The sequence below is a fragment of the Pseudomonas sp. LFS074 genome (assembly GCF_047978165.1).
GTDB lineage: Bacteria > Pseudomonadota > Gammaproteobacteria > Pseudomonadales > Pseudomonadaceae > Aquipseudomonas > Aquipseudomonas putida_P.
Map to the genome: position 1 here is coordinate 903,936 of NZ_JBFPFV010000001.1, position 25,875 is coordinate 929,810.

A 25,875-nucleotide genomic window follows, 5' to 3' on the forward strand; every position below is an offset into this window, starting at 1 on the left:
AACCACGCTCACCTGGATTTCACCAGCCAAACAACTCGCAGGCATTGCGGCTACTGGCCTGCGCCAGCTCTTCTACATCCAAGCCCATCACCTGGGCCAGCGCCCCGGCAATGTCCGGCAAGTGTTCCGGGCTGTTGCGCATCCCTGGGTGCATCACCGGCGCCATATCCGGCGCATCGGTCTCCAGCACCACGCTCTCCAGCGGCAGCCGCGCCAGCGTCTTGCGCAGCCGCAGCGCCTGCGGCCAGGTGCCGGCGCCGCCAAGCCCGAGGCGGAAGCCCAGCTTGATGTACTCACGGGCTTCTTCGTAACTGCCGGCAAACGCATGGATCACCCCCGCCCGCACCGGTTTGTAACGCTTGAGCGTGGCAATTACCTGGGCATGGCTGCGGCGCACATGCAACAGCGCGGGCAGGTCGAAGTCGCAGGCCATTTGCAGTTGCGCTTCGAACAGGCCCTGTTGGCGCGTTTTGTCCAGGTCCTCAAGGTAATAGTCCAGGCCAAACTCGCCCACGGCGCATAGCCGCGGGTCGCCGCGCAGGCGCTCCAGCCATTGGCGTAATTGCGTCAGGTGCTCTGGGCGATGCTCGTCGAGGTACACCGGGTGCAGGCCGAGTGCCGCAAACAGGCGTTCATTGGCGCAGGCCAGGTCCCACACCCGTTGGAAATTTGCCTGATAAACCCCCAGCACCACCATCCGTTCCACCCCGCGTGCCGCCGCGTTGGCCAGCAGGCGCGAGCGGTCGGCGTCGAAGTCGGGGAAGTCCAAGTGAGTGTGGGTGTCGATCAGGCGCATTTTCAGGCCGCTGTGATGCGTTGCTTGAAGGTGCGGCCAACGGCATGCACGCCGGGTTCGTAGCGTTTTTCCTCAATTGCGGCCAGGGCCAGTTCCAGCGCGGTGGCGGCAATCAGGCCATGCTGCTGGGCCATGGCATTGACCGGTAGCGGCAGGAAGTCGAGCAGTTGGTTGTCGCCAAAGGTGCCCAGTTGCAGCTGACGCGAATCGGCAGGGCGTGCCTGCAGGGTGTCGAACACCCCTTGCAGCAGCACATAGGAGGTGGTCACCAGGGCATCCGGCAAGCCACCCAGGTCTTCGATCAGCTGCTGCATCAGGCGTTGGCCGCACTCGCGGCTGAACGCTTCGCCCTGGTAGCGGCGCACTTCGCCGGCATAACCTTGCAGGGCTTCGTCGAAACCGCCTGCGCGCGCCTGGCTGACCGACAGCTCGGGGCGTGCGCCGATCAAGGCAATGCTGCGTGGGGCCGAATTGAGCAGGCTGGCGGCCAGTTGGCGGCTGGCATCGCGGTCATCGCTGATCACCGAGCAGAAGTGCGCAGGGTCCAGGCGGCGGTCGATGGCGATCACCGGCAGGCCTTTGTCCTGCAAGTCACGGTAGCTGTCATCTTCTGGCGGCAGGCAGCTGGCAACGAACAATGCATCGCATCGGCGCGCACGGAACAGCTGCTGCAGTTGGCGCTCGCTGTCGGGCTGGTCGTCGCTGCTGGCGATCAGCAACTGGTAGCCGCGGGCGCGGGCGCCTTGCTCCAGTTGCTTGGCAATGCGGGCGTAGCTGGGGTTCTCCAGATCCGGGAGAATGAAGCCCAGGGTGCGGGTATGCCGGCTGCGCAGCCCAGCAGCCTGCGGGTTGGGGGTGAAGCCGTGGGCTTCGACCACCGCGCGTACCCGCTCGACAGTACTGTTGCTGATGCGCTGCTGTTCAGCCTTGCCGTTGATGACGTAGCTGGCAGTGGTCACGGACACACCGGCCAGACGGGCGATATCGCTGAGTTTCACCGAATTTTCCTTGTTATTACCGGGGCTGGCTGTAAGGCCGGACCGGGTAGTTTGACCCGGCACGGGCATCACGCGCAGACGACCATTGTCGCAATTGTCCGACAGGATGGGGCTTTTTACCGGGCAGATTATCGAGTAACGTGGCCGTCTGGTCAGGTTAAACGTTTCAGCTGCCGAATTTTCTGCCTCGGCTGCCATCCGTGCAAGGCTGCGGAACTGGCCCTTTATGTGAATTTCACAACAATACTCCAGTACCCGAACGGGAACTGCAAAAGGAGAAGGTCATGCTCGAGCTCGCCAAGGAGCAGATAGCCATGGGCCAGACGGCCGCCGACAAGGCCGAGGCATTGAGCCTGCTGGCGGACCGGCTGGTCGGGGACGGCCTGGTCGCCGAGGGTTACCTGCAAGGGCTGCAAGCCCGCGAGGTGCAGGGCTCGACGTTCCTTGGCCAGGGCATCGCCATCCCCCATGGCACGCCGCAAACCCGTGATCTGGTGTATACCACCGGCGTGCGTTTGCTGCAGTTCCCCGAGGGTGTGGACTGGGGTGACGGGCAAATGGTCTACCTGGCCATCGGTATCGCCGCTCGCTCCGACGAACACCTGCGCCTGCTGCAGCTGCTCACCCGCGCCCTGGGCGAGACCGACCTGGCCGAAGCGCTGCGCCGGGCCAGTTCCGCCGAAGCGCTGCTCAAGCTGCTGCAGGGCGCACCACAGGCACTGGCGCTGGATGCGCAGCTGGTTGGCCTGAACCTGCCGGCTGAAGACTTCGACGAACTGGCCTGGCGCGGTGCCCGCCTGTTGCAACGTGCCGATTGTGTCGACAGCGGCTTTGCCGCCGTATTGCAGCAAGCCGAGCCGCTGCCGCTGGGTGAGGGCCTTTGGTGGCTGCACAGCGAGCGTCAGGTACGTCAGCCGGGCCTGGCGTTCATCACCCCCCAGCAGCCGTTGCGCTATCGCGACCAACCGCTCAACGGTTTGTTCTGCCTGGCGAGCCTAGGCGCCGCTCACCAAGCCTTGCTCGAGCGCCTGTGCGAAGTGCTGATTGAAGGCCGTGGGCAGATGCTCTACCAGGCCACCAGCAGCCGCGCGGTACTGGAAGTGCTGGGCGGCGAAGCGCCGGCGGATTGGCCCAGCGCGCGTATTGTGCTGGCCAACCCTCATGGCCTGCATGCCCGCCCGGCCAAGGTGCTGGCACAGCTGGCCAAAGGCTTTGAAGGGGAAATCCGTGTGCGCCTGGTCGACAGCGCGCAGCCAGCGGTGTCGCTGAAGAGCCTGAGCAAGCTGCTGAGCCTGGGCGCCCGCCGGGGTCAGGTGCTGGAGCTGGTCGCCGAGCCTGGCATCGCCGCCGATGCCTTGCCGGTGCTGCTGGCCGCTATCGAACAAGGCCTTGGCGAAGAGGTTGAACCGCTGCCGCAGAGCGTCACGCCCATGGCCGATCACCCGCCCGAAGTGCTGCAGGCCCCAGCCGCCGGCAGCCGTATCCAGGGTGTGGGCGCAGCGCCCGGCATTGCCAGTGGCCCGGCGCATGTCTGTGTCGAGCGTGAGTTCGACTATCCGTTGCGTGGCGAATCCTGCGCCCAGGAGCGGCAGAAGCTGCGCGCAGCCATCGCCAGTGTGAACGGCGAACTGCAGGCGTTGGTGCTGCGCAGCGACAAGGCCATTGGCGAAATTTTCGTCACCCATCAGGAAATGCTTGCCGACCCGGCCCTGACCGACGATATCGAACAGCGCCTGGCCCAGGGCGAAAGCGCTGCGGCCGCCTGGATGGCCGTGATCGAAGCCGCAGCCCGTCAGCAGGAGTCGTTGCACGATGCCCTGCTCGCCGAGCGCGCCGCCGACCTGCGCGACATTGGCCGCCGCGTGCTGGCGCAGCTGTGTGGAGTGCAGGCGCAGGTTGAACCCGAGCAACCCTATGTGTTGGTGATGACTGAAGTCGGCCCGTCCGATGTCGCCCGCCTGGACCCGAACCGGGTTGCCGGCATCGTCACCGCCCAAGGCGGTGCCACGGCCCACAGTGCCATCGTCGCCCGTGCATTGGGCATTCCGGCGGTGGTCGGCGCAGGTGCGTCGATTCTGCTGCTGGAGAGTGGCACGCCGCTGCTGCTCGATGGCCAGCGTGGAGTGGTCAGCGTGGCGCCGCCAGTGGATGAGTTGCAACAGGCGCTGGCCGAGCGCGACCTGCGTGAGCAGCGCCTGCAGGCTGCCTGGGCCAACCGCTTCGAGCCAGCCGTCACCCGTGATGGTCATGCCGTCGAGGTGTTCGCCAACATTGGCGACAGCAACGGCATCGCCAAGGTGGTGGAGCAGGGCGCCGAAGGCGTTGGCCTGCTGCGCACCGAACTGATTTTCATGGCCCACCCTCAAGCGCCGGACGTGGCCACCCAGGAGGCCGAGTACCGCCGTGTGCTTGATGGCCTGGGCGGGCGGCCACTGGTGGTGCGCACCCTCGATGTCGGTGGCGACAAGCCGCTGCCTTACTGGCCCATCGCCGCCGAGGAAAACCCGTTCCTTGGTGTACGTGGCGTACGCCTGACGCTGCAGCGCCCGCAAATCATGGAAGACCAGTTGCGCGCCTTGCTACGGGCCGCCGACCAGCGACCGCTGCGCATCATGTTCCCGATGGTTGGCCAGGTGCACGAATGGCGCGAGGCTCGGGCCATGGTCGAGCGCCTGCGTGCAGAAATCCCGGTCGCCGACCTGCAACTGGGCATCATGGTCGAGGTGCCTTCGGCGGCCCTGCTGGCAGCGCAATTGGCGCGCGAAGTGGACTTCTTCAGCATCGGCACCAATGACCTGACCCAGTACACCTTGGCCATCGACCGTGGCCACCCCAGCCTCTCGGCCCAGGCCGACGGCCTGCACCCGGCAGTATTGACCCTGATCGACATGACGGTGCGTGCCGCCCATGCCCAAGGCAAGTGGGTGGGCGTGTGTGGCGAGCTGGCGGCCGACCCGCAGGCGGTCGCCGTGCTGCTGGGCCTGGACGTGGACGAGCTCAGTGTATCCGCGCGCAGCATCGCCGAAGTCAAGGCACTGGTTCGCCAGGCCGATCACCAGACGGCCCGCGCCCTGGCGCGCGAAGCCTTGCAACAGGACAGCGCTGCGGCAGTTCGCGCGCTGGTGGAGCGTTACTGAATGGCCAAGATCCTCACCCTTACCCTGAACCCGGCGCTGGATATCACCGTCGGCCTGGACACCCTGCGCCCTGGGCAGGTCAACCGTAGTCAAGCGCAGCAAAGTCACGCAGCGGGCAAGGGGCTGAACGTTGCCCAGGTACTGGCCGACCTGGGGCACAGCGTGACCGTCGGCGGTTTCCTCGGGCAGGACAACCTGCAGCCCTTCGAGGCGTTGATCGCCTGGCGCGGCTTTGCCGACTGTTTTGTCCGCGTGCCGGGCGAAACCCGTAGCAACATCAAGCTGGTCGAGGCCGATGGCCGCGTCACCGATATCAACGGCCAGGGCCCGGAGGTCGATGAGGCGGCACGCAGCGCCTTGCTGCGCAGGCTGCAGCAGGTCGCCCCAGGTCATGATGCGGTGGTGGTGGCCGGCAGCCTGCCGCGTGGGATCAGTGCCGACTGGTTCCGTCAGTTGCTCGAACAGCTGAAGGCGCAAGGCCTCAAGGTGGCCCTGGATAGCAGCGGTGAAGCCCTGCGTGCTGGCCTGCAGGCTGCGCCCTGGCTGGTGAAACCCAATACCGAGGAGCTGGGCGAGGTGCTTGGTCTGGCTGTGGATAATCCGGCGCAGCAGCGCGCTGCCGCCGAGCGCCTGCTGGCCGCTGGCGTTGAGCACGTGGTGGTCTCTGCAGGGGAGCAGGGCGTCAGCTGGTTCCGCCGCGATCTGGCCGTGCATGCCTGCCCGCCCAAGGTGCGGGTCGCCAGCACGGTGGGGGCGGGGGATTCGCTGGTGGCCGGCATGGTTCATGGCCTGCTGCAGGGCGAGGCCCCCGCGCAGACCTTGATTCGTGCCACTGCAATTGCCGCCCAGGCCGTCACCCAGGTTGGCTTCGGCATCCGTGACCGCGAGCAACTGGAATGTCTGGAAGCCGCCGTGCAACTGACAGAACAACAAGAGGGTTGCCGATGAACATTGCCATTGTCACCGCCTGCCCCAACGGCCAGGTATCGAGTGTGCTGAGCGCGCGCCTGCTGGCTGCCGCTGCCCAGCGACGTGGTTGGAGCACCAGTGTCGAAGTGCTGGATGCCGAGCACCCTGAGCGGCAACTGAGTGCGGCACAGATCGCCGAGGCCGACTGGGTGCTGGTGGTCAGCACCGGCCCGGTGGACCTGGCCCGCTTCGTCGGCAAGCGCCTATACAAGAGTACGCCGTCCCAGGCCTTGGCTGATCGCGAGGGCTTCCTCGACGAAGCGGCCGCCAACGCCCAACTGCTGACCGCATTGCCAGACACCCCGGCCGCAGCTGGCAGCGGCGCTGCTCGTATCGTTGCCGTCACTGCCTGCCCGACCGGCGTTGCGCACACCTTCATGGCTGCAGAAGCTTTGCAGCAAGCCGCACAGCAACTGGGATACCAGCTCACCGTCGAGACCCAGGGCTCGGTCGGTGCGCGCAACCCGTTGTCCGCCGAAGCCATCGCTGCAGCAGACGTGGTGTTGCTGGCCGCCGACATCGAAGTACCCACCGCGCGTTTCGCCGGCAAGCGTATTTACCGCTGCGGCACCGGCATCGCCCTCAAGCAGGCCCGCGCCACGCTGGACAAAGCCTTGGCCGAAGCCAAGGTGGAAAACAGTGCAGAGGCTGCGGCGGCCAGCACGGCAGCCAAAGGCGAGAAGAGTGGGGTATACAAGCACCTGCTCACTGGCGTGTCGTTCATGCTGCCGATGGTGGTGGCCGGTGGCCTGCTGATTGCCCTGTCGTTCGTGTTCGGCATCGAGGCCTACAAACAGCCGGGCACCTTGCCGGCGGCGTTGATGCAGATTGGCGGCGAGGCTGCGTTCAAGCTGATGGTGCCTTTGCTGGCCGGTTACATCGCCTGGTCCATTGCCGACCGACCGGGGTTGGCCCCAGGCATGATCGGCGGTTTGCTGGCCAGCACCCTGGGGGCTGGTTTCATCGGTGGCATCGTCGCGGGTTTTCTTGCCGGTTACAGCGCCAAGGCAATTGCCCGTTGGGCGCGCTTGCCGAGCAGCCTGGAAGCGCTCAAGCCGATCTTGATCATTCCGCTGCTGGCCAGCCTGTTCACCGGCCTGGTGATGATCTACGTGGTTGGCCAGCCGGTAGCGGCGATGCTCGAAGGCCTTACGCACTTCCTCGACAGCATGGGCACCACCAATGCCATTCTGCTGGGGCTGTTGCTGGGCGGCATGATGTGCGTCGACCTTGGCGGGCCGATCAACAAGGCCGCCTATGCGTTCTCGGTGGGGCTGTTGGCTTCGTCGAGCTACGCGCCGATGGCGGCGACCATGGCCGCTGGCATGGTGCCGCCGATCGGCCTGGGTATTGCCACCTTCCTGGCCCGGCGCAAGTTCGCCCAGAGCGAGCGTGAGGCGGGCAAGGCGGCACTGGCGCTGGGCTTGTGCTTTATCTCCGAGGGGGCTATCCCGTTTGCCGCCAAGGACCCGCTGCGGGTGATCCCGGCCAGTATCGTCGGCGGTGCGCTGACCGGTGCATTGTCGATGTACTTTGGCTGCAAGCTGATGGCACCGCATGGCGGCTTGTTCGTGCTGTTGATCCCCAATGCGATCAACCATGCGCTGCTGTACTTGCTGGCGATCGTGGCGGGCAGCCTGTTGACGGCGGTGGTGTATGCGGTGATCAAGAAGAGCGAGCAGGTGGAGCTGGCGGTGGCGCCGGTTAAAAGTGCCTGAGCTGACCCCGTCCTGTGGGAGCGGCCTTGTGTCGCGAAAGGGCTGCATGGCAGCCCCAGATTTCAGCTTCGCCGCATAGATTGCTGGGGCCGCTTTGCGGCCCTTTCGCGACACAAGGCCGCTCCCACTAAGCCCGATTTGACCTGTCAGCGCCCATGTTTCTTGCGTAACGGCACCAACAGATCACCCAGCCCGTTGTGGTCGATCTCATGCATCAACGCCAGTAACCCACCCAGTTCTCCCGCCGGGAAACCCTTGCGCGCGAACCACGCCAGGTAGTCCCCGGGCAGGTCGGCAATGATTCGCCCTTGGTACTTGCCGAACGGCATGCTGCGGGTCACCAGCAGTTCGAGGGTTTCCGGCTTCATCTACGGCGCACCTGGTTGTTCAAAAGCGCCGACCATACTGCAATCTGCACGAAGCCCCAAGCGGCAATCATGCAGAACGCCGTTGCCAGTTCGCGTCATTTGTTTTGTAACTATCTGAATAATAAGAGTTTTTCTTTATCTTGCAGCATGGCACGAACGCTGCACCTGTGTAGATGACTATCACCTGCCAAGGAGTTCGACCATGAGCAACCCCAACAAAGACGTGATTGACGTGCTCAACGACCTGATCGAGTACAGCAAGGATGGCGAGAAGGGCTTCAAGGCCTCGGCCGATGATGTGAAGAACGCCGAGCTGAAAGCGTTCTTCGTCCAGCGTGCCAGCGAGTGCGCCAACGCGGCCGGTGAACTGCAGAGCGAAGTGCGCCGCCTGGGCGGCGACCCGGAAACCTCCACCAGCATCAGCGGCGACCTGCACCGCGGCTGGGTCAACCTCAAGTCGATGGTTACTGGCAAGGACGAAGAAGCGGTGCTGAACGAAGTGGAGCGCGGTGAAGACCACGCCCTCAAAGCCTACAAGGAAGCCCGCGAAAAACTGGTGAAGCTGGGCCGCACTGCCAGCGACACGACCTACAGCCTGGTAGAAAAGCAGCTGCAAGGCGTGCAGCGCAACCATGACCAGGTCAAAGCCCTGCGCGACTCCGCCCGCGCCCGTTCCTAATCGGCCGGGCTCTCTACCCGGTTGCGGCCTTTGGCTTTGGCCCGGTAGAGCGCTTCATCCGCGGCACCCAGCACCCTGCTCAGGTCATGCTGGGTGCCGGACAGGCCGATGCCAATGCTCACCGTAACCGCGTGGGCATCATCGGCAAACGGCGCCAGCGCCTCGACGCTCGCACGGATGCGTTCAGCCAGCAGCTGCGCACCGGCCAGGTCGGTTTCTGGCAGCACCACCTGAAACTCCTCCCCTCCATAGCGCGCAGCCAGGTCCGCCGGGCGACGGATACATGCCTCGATAGTCTTGGCCACTTCGCGCAGGGCGTGGTCGCCACCGGCGTGGCCATGGCGTTGGTTGAATGCCTTGAAATGGTCCACATCGACCATCAGCACCGCCAGTGGCTTGCGGTTACGTTGGGCGCGCGCCCATTCCTGGCGCAACACCTGATCCAGTCGGCGGCGGTTGGCCAGGCCCGTCAGGCTGTCAGTGGCCGCCAGCGTGGCCAGGCCTTCTTCGGCTTCGTGGCGGCGGCGCAATTCACGGCCCAGCAGCAGCGTCAGCCAGAGAATGCCCACGCACAGCACCCCGGTGGCGACGCTGACCAGAATTGCGGTGCGGCGCCAGGATTGAAACACCTCGTCGGCCGAGTGCACCACCAACACGATCAGGGGCAATTGCGCGACACGGGCGAAGGTATACATGCGCGGTTTGCCGCTGCCGCCGGAGCGGGCGGTGAAGCTGCCGCTGCGTTCACTGAGGATGCGCTTGAAGTTGGGCCGTTCGGCGTAGTTGCTGCCGATCAGCGGGTCGTGCACGCGGGAGGGCTGGCGGGCGAGCAACTGCCCGTCGGTATTGAACAGGTTGATGCTGCTGTCATCCCCGATGTCCAGGCGCTGGAACAGTTCACTGAAGTACGACAGGCGCAGCGCACCCGCCGCCAACCCGGCGAACTCGCCATTGGGGCCGGAGATACGCCGGCTGAAACTGATGCACCAGTCCAGGTCGCCGAGCTTGGCCTTGAACGGCGGGCCTACCAGCAGGCCGAGGTTGGCATTGTGCTGGTGAGCCTTGAACACCCCGGTGTCGCCGAAGTTGGCCTTGCGCGGCACGCTGCTGGTGGAATCGCCGACGACGTTGCCTTGTTTGTCCAGCCACAGCACGTCACCGCGCTTGCGGTCGACGAACGCTTCATTGAACAGCAGGCGCTGGCGCAGTGGGCCAGGAGTTTGCGCCAGCTCCTTGCGCCCGACGGCCCAGATCAGGCCTTGCAGCGACTGGTCGTACAGTTCGGCGTTGCGCAGGATGTCGCTTTCGATCAGCTGGACGATGTTGTTCGACGCGCGCACCGCCGACAGCTCGACGCTGTCGCGCTCGCGGGCCAGCAGGTAGCTGACGATAGCCACGATGGCGAGCACGGCAAGGCAACTGCCCAGGTTGAGGATCAGTTCGGGGTGCGACCTGTAGACTGGGAAACGCGGGGATTGGGTGGGCATGCTCGCTACTGCGTGGGCAGGGCCATTCGCGGCGGCAATATTCTAGGGAAGCAGAGATTGTCGGACAAGATTTGTCCGACGGAATCGCGCAGAGCTGTATTTCGGCTTCACGCCGAACCCTGTGGGAGCGGGTTTACCCGCGAAGAATCCACCGCGGTGCTTGGCACCGGCTTCGCCGGTGTTCGCGGGTGAACCCGCTCCCACAGAGTCATATGTATTGTTTACAAACGGCGATCAGAACACGTTAAGCGGGTAATCCACGATCACGCGTACTTCGTCGTTGTCGCTGTTGCTGTCGATCGACGCATAACCCTGGCTGCCACGGTGGGTGGCGTAGCGCACCAGTACCGACAGGTCCTTCAGGTCACCCGCCTGGAACACGTACTTCACGTCCAGGTCGCGTTCCCAGTGCATGGCGTTCTTGCCATCTTCCCGGTAGTAGTCGTAATGCGTGGTGTCCTGGGCGGCCTTGGTCAGGTCGGCTTCACCGCGCGAGTACGACAGCGAAGTGGTCAGGCCTGGCACGCCGACACCGGCGAAGTCATAGTCGTACTGCAGCTTCCACGAGCGCTCGTTCGGCGCGTTGAAGTCCGAGTACATGCGCGAGTTGTCCAGGTACACGCTGTCGCCCAGGTTGATGTAGTCGAACGGCGTGTTGCCGTTCACGCGCTGGTAGGCGGCGGTGATGCTGTGGAACCCGGCGTTCACGGTGAAGTGCACGCTGTAGGTGTTGTTGTCGATCTTGCCCAGCAGGGCCTGGCCGGTGTCCTGGGTGTGGTAGAAGTGCACGCCCGGGTTCAGGCTGACCAGGTCGTTGACCACGTAGGTGTAGTCGAAGTCAGCGTAGTACTGGTTCCAGATGTCCTTCAGCTCGGCGGCGTACAGGTTGGCGGTGATGTTCTCGGTACCGCTCCACGATGCGCCGGCCCAGTTCAGGTGCTTGCTCTTGTCGTGCTCGTCCAGCGACCCGTAGTAGGTGTCGATGCGGCGGTGGCCGCTCTGGTTGTAGGGGTGGGTGAAGCTCACCTGGCCGCCTTCGAGCAGCAGGCCGTCGATGCTGGTGTTGGTCAGGCTCACACCACGGAAGGTTTGCGGCAGCATGCGGGTTTCGCCGCCGGCGATCACCGGGTTGGTGAGGAACAGGTCACCAGCTTTCAGTTCGGTGTCGAAGGCCTTGAGCTTGACTGCAGCGCCAGCCGTGGAGAACGAGTGCGGGGCAGCCCCCAGTTCGCCGTCGTCCTTGATGTGCTCAGGCAGGATGCTGGTGCCGGCATGGCCGCCACCGCCGTCGAGCTTCAGGCCCAACATGGCATGGGCGTCCAGGCCAAAGCCGATGACACCGGGGGTGTAACCCGACTCGAAGCGCGCAACCGCGCCCTGGCCCCATTCGCGGGTGTCGCGCACGCCAGCGTTGTGGTTGTCGCGGTTGAAGTAGGCATTACGAAAATGCAGGTTGAAGGACGACCCTTCGATGAAGCCATCAGCCTTGTCTTCATCTGCCTGGGCGGCGAAAGGGATCGTTGCAGTCAACGCAATGAAAAGCGGGGTAAAACGAAACGCGGAAGGCACCGGTACTAGCTCCTTTGGTCTGACGGTGGGGCAGTTTTTATTTTTGAATGTGCGTCTTTTTTATAGGGTGACGTTACAGCCGGGCTGAGAGTTAAAGCACATAAAAAAAGCCGCTGATTGGCAGCGGCTTTAAAAGGCTAACATATCGGCACCGGTGGTGCCCATGGCGTAGCCAAGGGAAAACGGGAGCAGTGACAGCGCGTGATCAGCTGTCGGCATTGGCATCGACAGAAACTTTGGAAGCTGTCTGTTTTGCGTCTTTGGCGGCGTCTGCCTTATTTGCGGCTACCGCGTCGCGGGCCTCTTGATGGACAGCGGCGAACTCAGCATTACGGGCGACGAAAGCCTGGGATTCTTCGGCCATGGCCAGGGGCGACAACAACAGGGAAGACAGGACGAAGACGCTGGCAATACCCATACTGTTGGACATTTGAAACTACCTTCTTGCGGTGCAAGTGCTAATGAGGACGGGGGTAAAGTTAGCCCTTTCAATGCACTTGAAACAGAGCGAAGTGCGATAAGCACTGTTGCGCAAAAGGTAACGATCCATGAGAAAGCAATAGTACTTTCGCCGCAAACCACCGTCCTAGACGCGGTCCCTGTGGGTGGGTAACTGGATACCGAAGGTATTGGCCCCCGCTGCACTGCGTACAAACACCTCCCCACCATGCATCAGCGCGATCGCCTTGACGATCGCCAAGCCCAACCCATGGTTGCCACCACCACTGTTGCTGCGTGCAGCATCCACCCGGTAGAAACGTTCGAACAGTAACGGCAGGTGCTCATCATCAATTGCCGGCCCCGGGTTACTCACGGCAATGCTGACCTGTTCCGGCCCGGCATCGATCTGCACCTGGATCACCTGGTGTGGTGCGGTGTGCTGCACGGCGTTGTTCAGCAGGTTGATCAGCGCCCGGCGCAGCTGGGCTTTTTCAATCGGCGCCTGGGCGTCGCCGGTCACGCTCACGCTGACCTGCGCGTCTTCGAGGATGTAATCCAGGTAGTCGAGGGTGGTCGCTACTTCCTCGGCCAGCGAGGCCTGGGTCAGGGCGGTGGCCTTGCTGCCTTGATCGGCGCTGGCCAGGAACAGCATGTCGTTGATGATGCTGCGCAGGCGCTCCAGCTCTTCCAGGTTCGATTGCAGCACTTCGAAGTAGTGCTCGGCGCTGCGGCCACGGGTCAGCGCCACCTGGGTCTGGCCGATCAGGTTGGTCAGCGGCGAACGCAGTTCGTGGGCTACGTCGGCGTTGAACGCTTCCAGCCGCGAATAGGCCTGGCTGACGCGGTCGAGCGCAGCGTTGAAGGCGCCGGCAAACTGCGCCAGCTCCGGGGCCAGCGCGTGGGTCTGCAAGCGCCCGTCCAGGCGAGGTGGCGCCAGTGCCTGGGCCTCGTTGGACAACGCCAGCAGCGGCCGCAGGCCAATGCGCGCCACCCAGTAGCCCAGCACTGAAGCCAGCAGCACGCCAAGCACGGCCAGCCCGACAATCGCCACCAGCAGGCTGTGCTGTGCCTGCCAGAAGGTTTCGGTGTCAATGCCGATCAGAAAACGCAACGCCGGCCGCTCGCCCAGCGCCGGCAGTTCGCTGACCAGTACTTTGTATGGGTAGGGCCGGTCAGGCAGACGCAAGTCGCGCATGCCTTGCGGCCCTTCGGCGAAGGCACGCACCAGCTCGCTGGGGTGGCCGTATTCATAGGCCGGGTTGCTGCTGACCACCCAGAAGCGAATGCGCTTGTCCTCTTCGCTAAGTAGGTTGAGCTTGTTGTTGATCTTGGCCCAGTGGTCGGGTGTGCCATAGCGGTTGAGGGTGGATTCGAGCACGCTGAAGCGCGCATCCAGCTCCGCCTGTGGCAGCAAGTCGAGGCTGCGATCGACCTGGCGGTACAGCGCCGAGCCGATCAGCACGAACACACCCAGCGCCACCAGGATGAACAACGCCGACAGGCGCAGCGCGATGGAGTTACCCCGCACGGTTTTCCAGGACATAGCCCATGCCTCGGATGGTGTGCAGCAACTTGTTGTCGAAAGGCCCGTCGAGTTTCGCGCGCAGGCGCTTGATCGCCACTTCCACGACGTTGGCATCGCTGTCGAAGTTGATGTCCCAGACCAGCTCGGCAATCGCCGTCTTCGACAGGATTTCACCCTGCCGCCGGGCCAGCACGCTCAATAACGAGAACTCCTTGGCCGTCAGGTCCAGGCGTTGACCGGCGCGAGTGGCCTTGCGCGCCATCAGATCGATCCACAGGTCTGCCACCTGCACCTGCAGCGGTTCGTGGCTGCTGCTGCGCCGGGTCAGGGCCTGCAGGCGGGCGACCAGTTCGAGGAACGAGAACGGCTTGCCCAGGTAATCGTCAGCGCCCTCACGCAGCCCATGGATGCGGTCTTCGACACGCTCGCGGGCGGTCAGCATGATCACCGGCGTTTGCTTGCGAGCGCGCAAGGCGCGCAGCACGCCATAACCGTCCAGGCCTGGCAGCATCACATCCAGCACGATTACCGCGTAGTCACCCTCCAGGGCCAGGTGCAGGCCATCGATGCCGTCCCGCGCCAGGTCCACGGTAAAGCCCTGTTCGCTCAGGCCGCGATGCAGGTAGTCGGCGGTTTTTTCTTCGTCTTCGATGATCAGCACACGCATGGTCTTGTCCTAACTGGCACTTGGCGCTGCCGTTCGGGCAGCCTGGCGGCGGTGGAACAGGCGCTCCAGGGCCAAGTATATGACCGGGGTGGTGAACAGCGTCAGCGCCTGGCTCACCAGCAGGCCGCCGACCACCGCAATGCCCAGCGGTTGGCGCAGCTCGGCCCCAGTACCAAAACCGAACATCAGCGGCACGGCGCCGAGCAAGGCTGCCAGGGTGGTCATGATGATCGGCCGGAAGCGCGTCAGGCACGCCTGGTGAATCGCCTGTTCAGGTGTCAGGCCGTGATGGCGCTGCGCTTCGAGGGCGAAGTCGATCAGCAGGATGCCGTTTTTCTTGACGATACCGATCAGCAGCACCACTCCAATCAGCCCCATGATGCTGAAGTCCTGGCCCATGGCCCACAGCAAAATCAGCGCACCCAGGCCGGCCGAGGGCAGGGTGGAGATGATCGTCAGCGGGTGGACGAAGCTTTCGTACAGCACACCGAGAATGATGTACACCGCCACCAGTGCCGCCAGAATCAGCCAAGGCTGGCTCGACAGCGAACTCTGGAATGCCTGCGCCGCACCCTGGAAGTTGCCGCTGATCGAGTCGGGCATGCCCAGTTCGCGCTGGGTGCGATCAAGGATGCTTACCGCATCGCCCAAGGCCACGCCTGGCGCCAGGTTGAACGACAGGTTGGCGGCTGGGAACAGGCCATCGTGGCTGATCGACAGGGGCCCGGTGCTGGGCGGTGCCACGTGGGCCACGGCCGACAGTGGCACCATTTGGCTGGTCAGCGGCGAGCGCAGGTAGAAGTAGTTGAGGCTTTCGGCCTTGCCGCGCTGGCGCGCGTCCAGTTCCAGGATCACCTTGTACTGGTTGGTCTCGGTCTGGAATTCGCTGATCTGCCGCTGGCCGAAGGCGTCGTACAGGGCCTGGTCGACGTCGGTGGTGGTCAGGCCGAAACGTGCTGCGGCCTGGCGGTCGATATCGATGCGGGTGACACTGGCGCCCAACTGCAGGTCATTGGACAAGTCGCGGAACGCCGGGTTTTCCCGCAGGCGTTCGGTCAGGCGCTGGGTCCACAGGTTAAGCGCGTCGCCATCGTTGCTCTTGAGCACATACTGGTACTGGGTGCGCGAGGGCCCGGAGCTGAGGTTGATGTCCTGACCGGCGCGCATGTACAGCACGATGCCCGGTACCTGGGCCAGCTTGGGCCGCAGCCGGTCGATCAGTTCGCTGGCCGAGACATCGCGTTCGCCGCGCGGCTTGAGGGCGATCCAGAAGCGGCCGTTGGCGATGGTCTGGTTGCTGCCGGTAACGCCCACCGAATGGGAGAACGCACGCACCGCAGGGTCTGCGCCGATGATTTTGGCCAGTGCCTGGTGCTTCTCGATCATCGACGGGTATGACACATCCGCCGCCGCTTCGCTGGTGCCCAGGATGAAGCCGGTGTCCTGCAGGGGGAAGAAGCCCTTGGGGATGCCCACGTAACCTGCCACCGCCAGCGCCAGGGTCACACCGAATACACCGAGGGTCAGGCGCTGGTGGGCGAGGGCCCGGTTCAAGCCTTTTTCATACCACTTGACCAGGCGCTCGCCAAACCCACCCTTGTGCTCGCCGGGCGGGCGGCGCATGAACAGTGCGCACAGGGTTGGCGCCAAGGTCAACGAGACCACCACCGAAATCAAAATGGTGGCGGTGGCAGTGAGGGCGAATTCCTTGAACAGCCTGCCGACCACACCGCCCATGAACAGCAGCGGGATGAACGCGGCAATCAGCGAGAAACTGATCGACACCACGGTAAAGCCGATTTCCCCAGCGCCCTTGAGCGCCGCCGTGCGGCTGTCGTCGCCGGCCTCCAGGTGGCGATGGATGTTCTCCACCACCACGATGGCATCATCCACCACGAAGCCCACCGAGATGACGATGGCCACCAGGGTGAGGTTGTTCAGGCTGAAACCCAGTACGTACATCAGCGCGCAGCTGGCGATCAGCGATACACCGAGCACGCTGGACACCACCATTGTCGCCGACCACTGGCGCAGGAACAGCGCCATGACCCCGATCACCAGGGCCACTGCGATCATCAGGGTCAGCTCCACTTCGTGCAGCGAGGCGCGAATGGTCTGGGTGCGGTCCTGCAGCACCGACACCTCGACCGAGGCCGGCAGCATCTCTTGCAGCTTGGGCAGGGCGGCCAGTACCCGGTCCACGGTATCGACGATGTTGGCCCCAGGCTGGCGGAAGATCACCAGGTTCAGCCCCGGCTGGTCGCCGGACCAGGCTTTGACATAGGCGTTTTCGGCGCCGTTGATCACCTTGGCCACGTCCTTCAGGTGCACGGGGGCGCCGTCGCGGTACGAGACGATCAGTTGCGCGTAGTCCTCGGGGTGGAACAGCTGGTCGTTGGCGGCGATGGTCGACACGCTGTGCTCGCCGTACAGCGCGCCCTTGGCCAGGTTCAGGCTGGTTTGCTGGATGGCCTGGCGCAGGTCGGCCAGGGTCAGGCCGATGGCGGCCAGTTTTTCGGGCTGCGCCTGCACGCGGATGGCCGGGCGTAATTGGCCGGTGATGTTGATCAGGCCCACCCCTTCGATCTGGCTCAGTTGGCGGGCCAGCAGGGTTTCGGCGTAGTCACTGAGCTCGTTGCCGGGCATTTGGTCGGAACTGACCGTCATTACCAGCACCGGGCTGTCGGCTGGGTTGACCTTGCGCCAGGTCGGCGGGTTGGGCAGGTCTTGCGGCAGGCGCGCAGTGGCGGTGTTGATCGCTGCCTGTACTTCCTGGGCGGCAGTGTCGATGTTCTTGTCCAGGGTGAACTGCAAGATCAGGGTGGTCGAGCCCAGCGCACTGCTGCTGGTCATCTGGGTCATGCCGGGGATGGCGCTGAACTGCACTTCCAGGGGCGTGGCGACCGACGAGGCCATGGTTTCCGGGCTGGCGCCGGGCAGTTGGGCCGTGACCTGGATGGTCGGGAAGTCTGCCTCGGGCAGTGGCGCCACCGGCAGGCGCGGGAAGGCGATGGCTCCCAGCAGCACCAGGGCGAAGGTCAGCAGCAAGGTGGCGATGGGATGGTCGATGCACCAGGCCGAAACACCGTTGCGCGTGTTCATGGCTGGCTCCGGCGATCCGCCATTTCCGACGGCACGGGGGCGTCATGGGTGATCTCGACCCGTGAGCCCGGCTTGAGCCGCGACTGGCCATCGAGCACCAGGCGCTCGCCCGGCTTGACCCCGGCTATGATGTTCAACCCGCTGTCCTGGTACAGCACCTTGACCGGCACGCTGGTGACCTTGTCGCCGTCCAGGCGGTAGACGAAGTGCCCGTCGACGCCGCGTTGCACCACGGGCGGCGGCACCACCAGGGCGTTTTCTTCCACAGCTGTGCGCAGGCGAATGGTGACCAACTGGCCTGGCCACAGGCGGCCGTCCTTGTTGTCGAACTCGGCTTTTACCCGCACGGTGCCGGTGGTGGCGGAAATCTGGTTGTCGATCAGTGCCAGATGGCCTTCGCCGAGCAGGCTGCGTTCGCCATCGGCGTCCATATAGGCCTGCACCAGCGCCGGGGTTGGCGCCTTCAGCAGGCTCTGCAGGGTTGGCAGCATTTGCTGTGGCAGGGCGAATTCGACGGCGATCGGGTCGATCTGGGTGACGCTGAACAGCCCTTGGGTATCGCTGGTGCGCACCAGGTTGCCAGGGTCGACGTTGCGGATGCCGACGCGCCCGGTGACCGGCGAGCGGATCTGCGTGTAGGAGAGTTGCACCTCGGCGTTGGCGATGGCGGCCTGGTTGCCCTTGACCGTGGCCTGCAACTGGTTGACCAGCGCCTGTTGCTGGTCAAGGGTCTGCTTGGACACGCCGTCATCGCTGCTGAGCAGGCGGTAGCGCTTGAGGTCGACGCCGGCCACCTGGATCTGAGCCTGGCTTTGGCCGAGCTGGGCGCGGGCCTGGTCGAGGCTGGCGCGGATGCTGCGATCATCGAGGGTGGCGAGCAGGTCGCCCTCCTTGACCCACTGACCTTCCTTGACCAGCACTTGCGTGAGTATCCCCTCGACTTGCGGCCTGACCTCGACGCTGTGCAACGACAGCACCGAGCCGATGGCGCTGGCATAGCGCGGCACGTCTTGCTGGGCAACGCTGACAACGCGCACAGGGATGGCGGTTTGTGCGCGGGCGGCCGGTTCGGGTTGGCGCTGGCCGAACCAGATGCCCGCTACCACCAGGACCAGAAGCGCCAAGGCGGCGAGGATGACTGAGCGGGACGGACGTCGCATCGGTGCGGGCACCTTGACCAGGTAGGAGGGAACGGTTGTCGGTATTCAATCTTATAGCCCCCCAACCGGGTCGGCAGCGTGACCGCTGGCTGACAGCGCTGTCAGTTTCGCCTGCCGCAGAATACGATTCCGTGTAGGAGCGGCCTTGTGTCGCGATCGGGCCGCGAAGCGGCCCCGGCAATCTATGGGGTAACGCTGAAATCCGGGGGCTGCTTCGCAGCCCGATCGCGACACAAGGCCGCTCCTACAAGGGGGGCGTGCGTCTTGGCTAGAAACCGATAAAGGCGTAGTACAGCGGGGTTTCGTTGGTCGTGCGCAAACCAAGCCCCTGCAAGCTCCCCGCCAGCGCTTCATCCTGCACATGCAAGGTCCACTGCGCTGCGTCATCTCCCTGCACCTGTGCCAGGGCCGTGGCAAACGCCCCCATGTCTGGCAGGTACGCGGTAAACCCATTGCCCTTGAGCGCACTGGTCGTCATGCCCAGTGCCTGGCACACCGCCACCTTGATGGCAATGTCGTCGCGGTCGGCCTGGCGCGAGGCTTGTACCAGCGCCTTTAGCTCGGCGTCGACCAACTGCGTGCCATGGATCAGCTCCGGGCCCTGTTGCCAGGCCTCCGGCGGGCAGTCCTTGGTGTCCGGGCGTAGCGGAATATGGGGGTTGATTTCCACCGGATAGATGCGACAGACCAGCGGGCGCTGGTCATAGATGGTGCACAGGTCGTTGTCGTCGAGGTTGCGGCAACGCCCAGGGTTGAATGCGGCAAAGGTCACCGAAACGCGTGCCTCGCCGTCGCCGCACTGCACCGGATGGGAACGGCGCAGCACATGATCACGCTGCTCCAGCGGCATACCGGGGCCGTCGGTCACGAAGGCCTCGATCAGCACGATTACCTGGCCTGCATCCTGCGCCCAGCGGCGCGCTTCGGCCAGGGTCAAAGGTACATGGTGCCCGGTGCAGCATTTGCCGCAGCCGGTACAGCCGAAACGCAAGCTGTCGGTCACTTGGCTTCCGGGCTCCATTCGCTGACGAAGGCACGCTGGTGCTGGCGGTCGTATAGGCACAGTTCGGTGCCGGTGCGCTTCTGCATGTGCTTTTGCGGGTACACGCCTTCAATGAGCAGGGCACTCATGCCCACCTGGTCATCGAACTCGGCGGGCTTGCCGCGGGCGTGGGCGTCCTTGAACTGGCTGGCGGCCAAGCAGGCTTTTAGCATCTGCTGGCGCTGCTCGTTCCAGGCCTGGCTGCTTGAGGCCTGGGCAATACCGCTGAAGAGGGCACAGCTGATCAGGATGGCGCTGAAAAACTTCATACGTGATTCCGGCAATTTTCTTGCGAAGGGCGCAAATTATGCCCGACTCACCCCCGACGGCAAGCCGGGGAGATTGTCTCTGAATATATCAGTGCTCGGCGAATACCACGGTACGCGCGGCCACCACCAGACAATCGGTCAGTTCCGGTGAAGAGAACTTGGTAAGGATGGCATTGGCCCCGGCCTGGGTCGCCTTTTCGCTGCTCATGGCACTGTCCAGCGAGGTGTGCAGCAGCACGTACAGGTGCTGGAAGTCGGGTGTTTCACGCAGGGTACGGGTGAAGGCGTAGCCGTCCATTTCGCTCATTTCGATATCGGAGACGATGATGTTGATCTCCTGCGCGGTGCCCTGCAGCTCCAGCAGCACGTTGATGGCATCCTTGGCGCTGCGTGCGGTGTGGCACTCTATGCCCAGGTTGCGAAGGGTGTGCACCGACTGCTGCAGGGCCACCTGGCTGTCGTCCACCACCAGGATGTTGGCGGCGGCCAGCAGGCTTGCGTCTTCTTCGCTCAAGGTGCCGTGCGCAGGCTCCGCCACGGGCGGGGCGATGGCGTGAATGACCTTCTCGATGTCCAGCACCTGCACCAGGGTGTTGTCGACGCGGGTCACGCCGGTGATGAACGAGCGGTTGCCCGAGGCATAGGGCGGCGGTTTGATGTCGGTGCTCAGGCAATGCACGATGCGGCTGACCGCCTGCACATGCAGGCCCTGGCGCGAGCGGCTGATCTCGGTGACGATCAGGCAGCCACCCTGCGGGTCGGCCAGTGGTTGTTCACCGATGGCGCGGGACAGGTCGATGACCGACAGCGAATGGCCGCGCAGGGTTGCCACACCTTTCACATGGGGGTGCGACTCGGGCAGCTTGGTCAGAGACGGGCAGGGAATGATCTCGCTGACCTTGAGCAGGTTGATTGCCATCAGCTTGCCGCTGCGCAGGGTGAACAGCAGCAGGGACAGCGAGTCCGCGCGGGCATTTTGCGTGGCCATGGTGACCTTCGGTGGGGAACAGGGAATAACCGGTTATCGGCCTGTTTGGGTTGGGCTTTAGGGTTGGTGGGATTGTCTTGAGTTTTGTGTTGTTGGGGCGGCGCTCGGTCGCCCCAACAACACAAAACTCAAGGCATGCACTACCGTTCGCGCAGGGCCTCCTTGGCCCGGTTCAGCGGCTTGATCAGGTAATCGAGGATGGTCTTCTCACCGGTGCGGATATCCACCGTGGCAATCATCCCCGGCACGATCGCGAAATGCTTGCCGGCCTTGTTCTGCAAGCTGTCCTGCTCGGTGCGGATGAACACGCGGTAGTAGTAGATCTCCGGCTTCACCTCATCCTGCAGGGTATCCGGCGAAATCCCCACCACCTTGCCATCCAGCCCGCCATACACCGAGTAGTCATAGGCACTGATCTTGACCTTGGCCGCCTGGTCGGGGTGGATGAAGGCGATGTCACGCGGGGCGATGCGGGTTTCGATCAACAGGCGCTCGTCCATCGGCACGATTTTCATTACCTGGCCGCCCGGTTGCACCACGCCGCCCAAGGTATTGACTTCGATGTCCTTGACGATGCCGCGCACCGGCGAGCGCAGGGTCAGGCGGGTGAGCGAGTCGCTGCGCCCGCGGATCACTTCCGACAGGCTGTCCGCTTCGGCGCTGGCCTTGGCCAGTTCTTCCCGGGCACGTACCAGGTAGTCGGAGCGGGCTTCGTTGGCCTTGAGCTCGAGCTCTGAACGCTGGCGGTTCAGGCGGATCACCTCGACCCGGCTGGAGGCGCCCATCTTCGCCAGGTTCTCGGTGATCTGCAGCTCGCTGCGCACCAGTTGCAGCGAGTCCTGAATGCCAGCCAGGGTCTGTTCCAGGCCACGGCGTCGGGTCTGGTACAGGGCGGTTTCGGCATCGATCAGGTCGGGAGAGTCGCGCAGGCTTTCCGGGAAGGTCAGCGGTTTGCCGGTCACTTCTGCCTGCAGGCGGGCCTGGCTCGCCTTGGCGGCACGGTACTTGGCTTCGCTTTCGCCAACGCTGGAAGCGGTTTTGGTCGGGTCGAGCTGGGCCAGCACCTGGCCGCGCTCGACCAGGTCGCCTTCGGCCACGCTCATCTGCGCGACGATGCCGCCCTCGAATGACTGGATCACCTGCTCGCGCGAACTGGGGATGACCTTACCGGTACCGGTGGACACTTCGGTCACCTCGAACCAGGCCGCCCAGGCCAGGAACGCCGCCAGCATCAGCGCGCAAAGGGTGATGATGCGGCCGGCGCGGAATACCGCCTGATCGTCCTGCCCGTCCAGGTAGGAGGCCGGAAGTTCATGGTTGCTCATGCCTGGGCTCCTTGCAGTTTGGCCAGGGCGGCGTCGCGCGCGTCGTCGATGACGATGCGCCCGGCATCCAGCACCAGAATGCGGTCGACCCGTTGCAGCACGCTCAGACGGTGGGTGGCGATCACCAGGGTGCGGCCCTGGCAGAAGCGTTCGAGGTTATCCAGCAGCTTGCGCTCGGTCATGTCGTCCAGCGACGCGGTCGGCTCGTCCAGCAGCAGCACCTGCGGCTGGCGCACCAGCAGGCGCGACAGCACCAGGGCCTGGCGTTGGCCGCCGGACAAGCCCAGGCCGCCTTCGAGGATCAGGTGGTCCATGCCCTTGGGCAGACGGCGGACGAAGTCCAGCGCGCCGGTGGTGGCCAGCGCGGCCACCAGTTCCTGGTCGCTGGCCTGGCCGGCGCCAAGGGTGAGGTTTTCCCGCAGGGTGCCGTGGAACAGCCGCGCGTATTGCGGCAGCAGGCCCACATCACGGCGTAGGTCGGCAGGGTCGAGGTGGGCCATGGCGATGCCGTCCAGGCTGATCTCGCCTTGTACCAGGTCCATGGCCCCGCCCAAGGCTTGCAGCAAGGTCGATTTGCCAGCACCGTTGCGCCCAAGCACGGCAATGCGCTCGCCCGGCTGGATATCCAGCTGGCCGATGTTCAGTACCGGTGGGGACTCTTCGCTGTAGCGGAAGTTGGCCTGGCGCAAGCGGTACTCGCCACGGATGGCCGGCAGGTGCACGCGGGCTTCGCCTTCGGGGTGGTCGACCGGCGACTGCATCAGCTTGTCCAGGCCCTGGAGGGCTACCTTGGCTTGCTGCCAGCGGGTCAGCACATGGGTCAGTTGCGCCAGCGGGGCCATCATCCGCGACGACAGCATCGACGCCGCCACCAGGCTACCGGTCGTGAGGTCGCCGGCGATGACCATGGGTGCACCGATCACGATGACCACGGCGAACACCGCGCCCTGCACGTTCTGCGTCCAGGTCACCAGGCCGTTGGTGAGGGTGCGCAGGCGCAGGTTGGTGTGCGCGCAAGCGGCGTTGTACTGGTTCCACTGCCGCTCGAAGCGTGCCTCTGCCTGCAGTGCCTTGATCTCGTCCAGGCCCTGGATGCTCTCTACCAGCATGGCGTTGCGCAGCGCCGACTCGCGCATCGAGGCATTGGCAAGCCGTGCCAGGCGCCGTTGCGCGAGCAACCCGGGCAGGACCATGGCCAGCAACGCGACCAGTGGGATGAACACCAGCACGCCGCCGATCAGCCAGAACACCAACAGGAACAGCAGAAAGAACGGCAGATCGGCCAGCGCCGTGGCGGTGCTTGAGGTGATCAGATCGCGAATCGACTCCAGTTCGCGCAGTTGCGAGATGAACGAGCCAGTGGATTTCGGCCGCACCGAGTTGCGCAGGCGCAGGGCATGCCCGTAGACCAGGTCGCTTACCCGCAAGTCGGCGCGTTTGCCGAGCAGGTCGGTCACCTTCAGCCGCAGCAGGCGCATGCTGAAGTCGAACACCAGTGCCAGCACCACGCCACCAAACAGCACGTAAAGGGTTGGCAGGGATTCGGCCGGGATCACCCGGTCGTACACCTGCATCGAGAACAGCACCCCGGCCAGCGCCAGCACGTTGGCCACCAGCGAGGCGACCATCACCTGGCCATAGGGGCGTAGGTCGCGCAGCACGATGCGGGCGAACCAGTGGCGGTCGTAGGGCGCGGTGTAGTCGTCGGTGCGCACGTCACGCAGCGGCCTTGCCGGGCGCAGCAGGGCAACGCGGTTGATGCGGCCCTTGAGGGTGTCGCGTGGCAGGCGCGAGGTCAGGCCCTGGTCGCCGGCGAACACCACCGCCACGTCGTCCTCTTCGGTCACCGACTCGACCACTGCCAGCTGGCCATCGTCCAGCTCCAGCACCAGCGGCGTGCGCCATTGCCGCAGGCCCTTGGCATCGAAGCGCACGAAGCGCAGGGCCAGCCCGGCCTGGCGGGCCATGTGCCGGAGGATTTCGTCCAGTGGGCGAGCATCCTCCACGGCGGCCAGGCGAATGCGCTGGGGCGACACGTCCAGGCGGTAGTGGTGTGCGACCTGAAGCATCACTTCCAGCCACGGCCCAAGGTCTGGCCGATGAGCTTCTTCGGCCGCTGGGGCAGGCGCCTGGTTGGGCAGGGTTACATTGATCGGATCGCTCATGGCTGGATCTCCACACCTTGCAGGTTGCGCCCCTCAAGGCCAAAGGCCGTGCGCAGGGCGCCGGTGTTGTACAGGCAGTCGACATCCAGGCGCAGCAGGTCGGAGCGGGTGCCGGCAAGTTCGAAGCGTGACTGGTAGATCTCCTGCTCGGCGTTGAGCAGGTCGAGCAGTGGCCGCGTGCCCAGGTCCAGGTATTGGCGGCCGTAAAGCATGCGTGCTTCCTGGATGCTGACCTGGCGCGCTTCCAGCGACGTCAGCCGGCGGCCCAGCCCGGAGGTTTGCGCCATGGCCTCGGCCAGGCCCCGACGCGCCTGCAGGCGTGCTGCATCTTCGGCGGAATCGGCGGCGGTCAGCGCATGGCCGGCAGCGCGGGTGCGGGCACTGATGGCACCGCCCTGGTAAATGGGCACTTCGACGTTGAGGTAGATGCCCGCCTGGGTGCGGTCCATGCGTGAGTTGTCGCGGTTGTAGTCGTTGTCCAGGTAATGGTTGACCTGCGGTTGCAACGACACCGTCGGGTAGGCCTCCGCCTTGGCCTGGGCCAGCTCGGCCTGGCCTTGGGCGCGCTGGGCCAGGGCCATCAGCACCGCAGGCAGGCGGTCATCGCCCTGCGCGGGGCGCTTGCAGGCCTGGTTCAGCTCGGCGGGTGAATCCTCGGTCAGAGCTGGTGGGGTAACACGCCCCATCAGCGCCGCCAGGGTCGAGCGCCAGCGCTCGTACTGCGACTGGTACTCCTCGAGCGTGGCGCGGGCGCTTTCCACACGAGATTCGGCCTGCACCACGTCGGAACGGGTGCTGGCGCCCATGTCGCTGCGCTGGCGGGCCATGCCGGCAATGTCGCCAACCCCGCGAACCTGGTCGCGGGCGATGGTCATCAGTTGCTCGTAGCGGCGGGTTTCGATCCAGGCATAGGCGGTGTCGCGAGCCAGTTCGTCGACCACCAGCAGGATATTGGCCTGGGCGCGAGCGGCGGCGGCCTGGGCCGCGCTGACGGCGCTGTCGACCTTGCCGAAGTCATAGAGCATTTGCTTGAGCGACAGGTTCAAGGCCTGGCTGTTGCGGTCGCCGCCGTAGCCGGTGTCATAACCGGTGCGGATACCGCCGGAAATTTGCGGGTAGTACCCGGCGCGGGCGACGTTGATGCCTTCGCCCTGCTTGTACAGGTTGCCGACGGCCTCGGCGATGCTTGGGTGCCACTGTGCGGCCTGCAGCACCGCATCGGTCAACCCCAGGCGCTCGCCGCTGGCGACCGGGGCCATGCCGATGGGCGGGCGGGCGGGCACCGCTTCGGGCGCATCGCGTAACAGCGATGGCCCGATCTGGCGTAGTTGGGGGTCTATGTCATCGGCTGCGTGGGCAACCGGGTGGAAGTCAAGGGCCAGGAGCCCGAAGGCTCCCAGCAACAGCGGTGACAGCGGACTGCTTCGCTTCACATAGTTCCCTTACTGCTGGTCGTCCATGCCGCCGGGC

General features: G+C 64.7%; 20 protein-coding genes. 4 read left to right on the forward strand and 16 right to left on the reverse strand.

Annotation, left to right across the window (positions count from 1 at the left end):
* Positions 1 to 19: 19 nt before the first annotated feature.
* Complete coding sequence (locus tag ACNQP3_RS04240; RefSeq protein ID WP_060493631.1) at positions 20 to 796, reverse strand: TatD family hydrolase; 777 nt, start codon at positions 794 to 796, stop codon at positions 20 to 22.
* Positions 797 to 798: 2 nt separating this feature from the next.
* Positions 799 to 1,794: a catabolite repressor/activator gene (cra, locus tag ACNQP3_RS04245; RefSeq protein WP_012270535.1), complete on the reverse strand. Its 996-nt coding sequence runs from the start codon at positions 1,792 to 1,794 to the stop codon at positions 799 to 801.
* Between the two features lie 284 nt (positions 1,795 to 2,078).
* Here cra and ptsP point away from each other — a divergent pair, with 284 nt between their 5' ends.
* Genes ptsP through ACNQP3_RS04260 form a run of 3 tightly spaced genes read left to right on the forward strand, consistent with a single transcriptional unit; the run spans position 2,079 to position 7,618 of the window.
* Complete coding sequence (gene ptsP / locus ACNQP3_RS04250; RefSeq protein ID WP_069943250.1) at positions 2,079 to 4,931, forward strand: phosphoenolpyruvate--protein phosphotransferase; 2,853 nt, start codon at positions 2,079 to 2,081, stop codon at positions 4,929 to 4,931.
* The gene (gene pfkB, locus ACNQP3_RS04255; protein ID WP_264316833.1) at positions 4,932 to 5,879 is read left to right on the forward strand and encodes a 1-phosphofructokinase; all 948 of its coding nucleotides are present in this window, start codon (positions 4,932 to 4,934) and stop codon (positions 5,877 to 5,879) included. It begins immediately after the preceding gene.
* The gene (locus tag ACNQP3_RS04260; RefSeq protein WP_060493628.1) at positions 5,876 to 7,618 is read left to right on the forward strand and encodes a PTS fructose-like transporter subunit IIB; all 1,743 of its coding nucleotides are present in this window, start codon (positions 5,876 to 5,878) and stop codon (positions 7,616 to 7,618) included. Before pfkB ends, ACNQP3_RS04260 begins: the two co-directional genes overlap by 4 nt.
* Before the next feature lie 146 nt (positions 7,619 to 7,764).
* Here the strand turns inward: ACNQP3_RS04260 and ACNQP3_RS04265 are convergent, their stop codons facing one another.
* Positions 7,765 to 7,986 carry a DUF3820 family protein gene (locus tag ACNQP3_RS04265; protein WP_060493627.1) on the reverse strand — a complete coding sequence of 74 codons (222 nt, stop codon included), beginning with the start codon at positions 7,984 to 7,986 and terminating at the stop codon, positions 7,765 to 7,767.
* Positions 7,987 to 8,188: 202 nt separating this feature from the next.
* Here ACNQP3_RS04265 and ACNQP3_RS04270 point away from each other — a divergent pair, with 202 nt between their 5' ends.
* Positions 8,189 to 8,665, forward strand: coding sequence for a ferritin-like domain-containing protein (locus ACNQP3_RS04270; protein ID WP_012270540.1), 477 nt, complete (start codon positions 8,189 to 8,191; stop codon positions 8,663 to 8,665).
* On the opposite strand, the gene ACNQP3_RS04275 is transcribed toward ACNQP3_RS04270, so the two are convergent.
* From ACNQP3_RS04275 to ACNQP3_RS04335, 13 genes are all read right to left on the reverse strand, one after another.
* Positions 8,662 to 10,152, reverse strand: a complete 1,491-nt coding sequence (locus tag ACNQP3_RS04275; RefSeq protein ID WP_060493625.1) for a sensor domain-containing diguanylate cyclase — start codon at positions 10,150 to 10,152, stop codon at positions 8,662 to 8,664. The genes ACNQP3_RS04270 and ACNQP3_RS04275 overlap by 4 nt on opposite strands.
* Positions 10,153 to 10,386: 234 nt before the next feature.
* On the reverse strand, positions 10,387 to 11,721 hold the full coding sequence (locus tag ACNQP3_RS04280; protein ID WP_179026967.1) for an OprD family porin: 1,335 nt from the start codon (positions 11,719 to 11,721) through the stop codon (positions 10,387 to 10,389).
* A 205-nt stretch (positions 11,722 to 11,926) separates the two neighbouring features.
* Complete coding sequence (locus tag ACNQP3_RS04285; protein WP_012270543.1) at positions 11,927 to 12,151, reverse strand: hypothetical protein; 225 nt, start codon at positions 12,149 to 12,151, stop codon at positions 11,927 to 11,929.
* A 156-nt stretch (positions 12,152 to 12,307) separates the two neighbouring features.
* Entirely contained in the window at positions 12,308 to 13,705 is a 1,398-nt protein-coding gene (locus ACNQP3_RS04290; RefSeq protein WP_264316834.1) for a heavy metal sensor histidine kinase, read from the reverse strand.
* Positions 13,680 to 14,354 carry a heavy metal response regulator transcription factor gene (locus ACNQP3_RS04295; protein ID WP_012270545.1) on the reverse strand — a complete coding sequence of 225 codons (675 nt, stop codon included), beginning with the start codon at positions 14,352 to 14,354 and terminating at the stop codon, positions 13,680 to 13,682. Before ACNQP3_RS04295 ends, ACNQP3_RS04290 begins: the two co-directional genes overlap by 26 nt.
* 9 nt (positions 14,355 to 14,363) lie before the next feature.
* On the reverse strand, positions 14,364 to 17,456 hold the full coding sequence (locus tag ACNQP3_RS04300) for a multidrug efflux RND transporter permease subunit (RefSeq protein ID WP_060515255.1): 3,093 nt from the start codon (positions 17,454 to 17,456) through the stop codon (positions 14,364 to 14,366).
* A complete protein-coding gene (locus ACNQP3_RS04305) occupies positions 17,453 to 18,616 on the reverse strand; it encodes an efflux RND transporter periplasmic adaptor subunit (RefSeq protein WP_012270547.1) in 1,164 nt (387 codons plus the stop codon). The genes ACNQP3_RS04300 and ACNQP3_RS04305 overlap by 4 nt, the downstream gene beginning before the upstream one ends.
* 268 nt (positions 18,617 to 18,884) lie before the next feature.
* Complete coding sequence (locus ACNQP3_RS04310; protein WP_012270548.1) at positions 18,885 to 19,619, reverse strand: YkgJ family cysteine cluster protein; 735 nt, start codon at positions 19,617 to 19,619, stop codon at positions 18,885 to 18,887.
* The gene (locus ACNQP3_RS04315) at positions 19,616 to 19,927 is read right to left on the reverse strand and encodes a hypothetical protein (protein WP_012270549.1); all 312 of its coding nucleotides are present in this window, start codon (positions 19,925 to 19,927) and stop codon (positions 19,616 to 19,618) included. Before ACNQP3_RS04315 ends, ACNQP3_RS04310 begins: the two co-directional genes overlap by 4 nt.
* Before the next feature lie 88 nt (positions 19,928 to 20,015).
* Positions 20,016 to 20,915: a chemotaxis protein gene (locus tag ACNQP3_RS04320; protein ID WP_012270550.1), complete on the reverse strand. Its 900-nt coding sequence runs from the start codon at positions 20,913 to 20,915 to the stop codon at positions 20,016 to 20,018.
* Between the two features lie 140 nt (positions 20,916 to 21,055).
* Positions 21,056 to 22,240, reverse strand: coding sequence for an HlyD family type I secretion periplasmic adaptor subunit (locus ACNQP3_RS04325; RefSeq protein ID WP_060493619.1), 1,185 nt, complete (start codon positions 22,238 to 22,240; stop codon positions 21,056 to 21,058).
* The gene (locus ACNQP3_RS04330; protein WP_264316836.1) at positions 22,237 to 24,405 is read right to left on the reverse strand and encodes a type I secretion system permease/ATPase; all 2,169 of its coding nucleotides are present in this window, start codon (positions 24,403 to 24,405) and stop codon (positions 22,237 to 22,239) included. Before ACNQP3_RS04330 ends, ACNQP3_RS04325 begins: the two co-directional genes overlap by 4 nt.
* The gene (locus ACNQP3_RS04335) at positions 24,402 to 25,838 is read right to left on the reverse strand and encodes a TolC family outer membrane protein (protein WP_060493617.1); all 1,437 of its coding nucleotides are present in this window, start codon (positions 25,836 to 25,838) and stop codon (positions 24,402 to 24,404) included. The genes ACNQP3_RS04330 and ACNQP3_RS04335 overlap by 4 nt, the downstream gene beginning before the upstream one ends.
* Positions 25,839 to 25,875: the final 37 nt, after the last annotated feature.

Excerpts from the sequence above, each read along its gene's own strand:
- ACNQP3_RS04240 (WP_060493631.1), bottom strand. The coding sequence starts at position 796 with ATGCGCCTGATCGACACCCACACTCACTTGGACTTCCCCGACTTCGAC.
- ptsP (WP_069943250.1), top strand. The coding sequence starts at position 2,079 with ATGCTCGAGCTCGCCAAGGAGCAGATAGCCATGGGCCAGACGGCCGCC.
- pfkB (WP_264316833.1), top strand. The coding sequence starts at position 4,932 with ATGGCCAAGATCCTCACCCTTACCCTGAACCCGGCGCTGGATATCACC.
- ACNQP3_RS04260 (WP_060493628.1), top strand. The coding sequence starts at position 5,876 with ATGAACATTGCCATTGTCACCGCCTGCCCCAACGGCCAGGTATCGAGT.
- ACNQP3_RS04265 (WP_060493627.1), bottom strand. The coding sequence starts at position 7,986 with ATGAAGCCGGAAACCCTCGAACTGCTGGTGACCCGCAGCATGCCGTTC.
- ACNQP3_RS04270 (WP_012270540.1), top strand. The coding sequence starts at position 8,189 with ATGAGCAACCCCAACAAAGACGTGATTGACGTGCTCAACGACCTGATC.
- ACNQP3_RS04275 (WP_060493625.1), bottom strand. The coding sequence starts at position 10,152 with ATGCCCACCCAATCCCCGCGTTTCCCAGTCTACAGGTCGCACCCCGAA.
- ACNQP3_RS04285 (WP_012270543.1), bottom strand. The coding sequence starts at position 12,151 with ATGTCCAACAGTATGGGTATTGCCAGCGTCTTCGTCCTGTCTTCCCTG.
- ACNQP3_RS04290 (WP_264316834.1), bottom strand. The coding sequence starts at position 13,705 with ATGTCCTGGAAAACCGTGCGGGGTAACTCCATCGCGCTGCGCCTGTCG.
- ACNQP3_RS04295 (WP_012270545.1), bottom strand. The coding sequence starts at position 14,354 with ATGCGTGTGCTGATCATCGAAGACGAAGAAAAAACCGCCGACTACCTG.
- ACNQP3_RS04300 (WP_060515255.1), bottom strand. The coding sequence starts at position 17,456 with ATGAACACGCGCAACGGTGTTTCGGCCTGGTGCATCGACCATCCCATC.
- ACNQP3_RS04305 (WP_012270547.1), bottom strand. The coding sequence starts at position 18,616 with ATGCGACGTCCGTCCCGCTCAGTCATCCTCGCCGCCTTGGCGCTTCTG.
- ACNQP3_RS04315 (WP_012270549.1), bottom strand. The coding sequence starts at position 19,927 with ATGAAGTTTTTCAGCGCCATCCTGATCAGCTGTGCCCTCTTCAGCGGT.
- ACNQP3_RS04320 (WP_012270550.1), bottom strand. The coding sequence starts at position 20,915 with ATGGCCACGCAAAATGCCCGCGCGGACTCGCTGTCCCTGCTGCTGTTC.
- ACNQP3_RS04325 (WP_060493619.1), bottom strand. The coding sequence starts at position 22,240 with ATGAGCAACCATGAACTTCCGGCCTCCTACCTGGACGGGCAGGACGAT.
- ACNQP3_RS04330 (WP_264316836.1), bottom strand. The coding sequence starts at position 24,405 with ATGAGCGATCCGATCAATGTAACCCTGCCCAACCAGGCGCCTGCCCCA.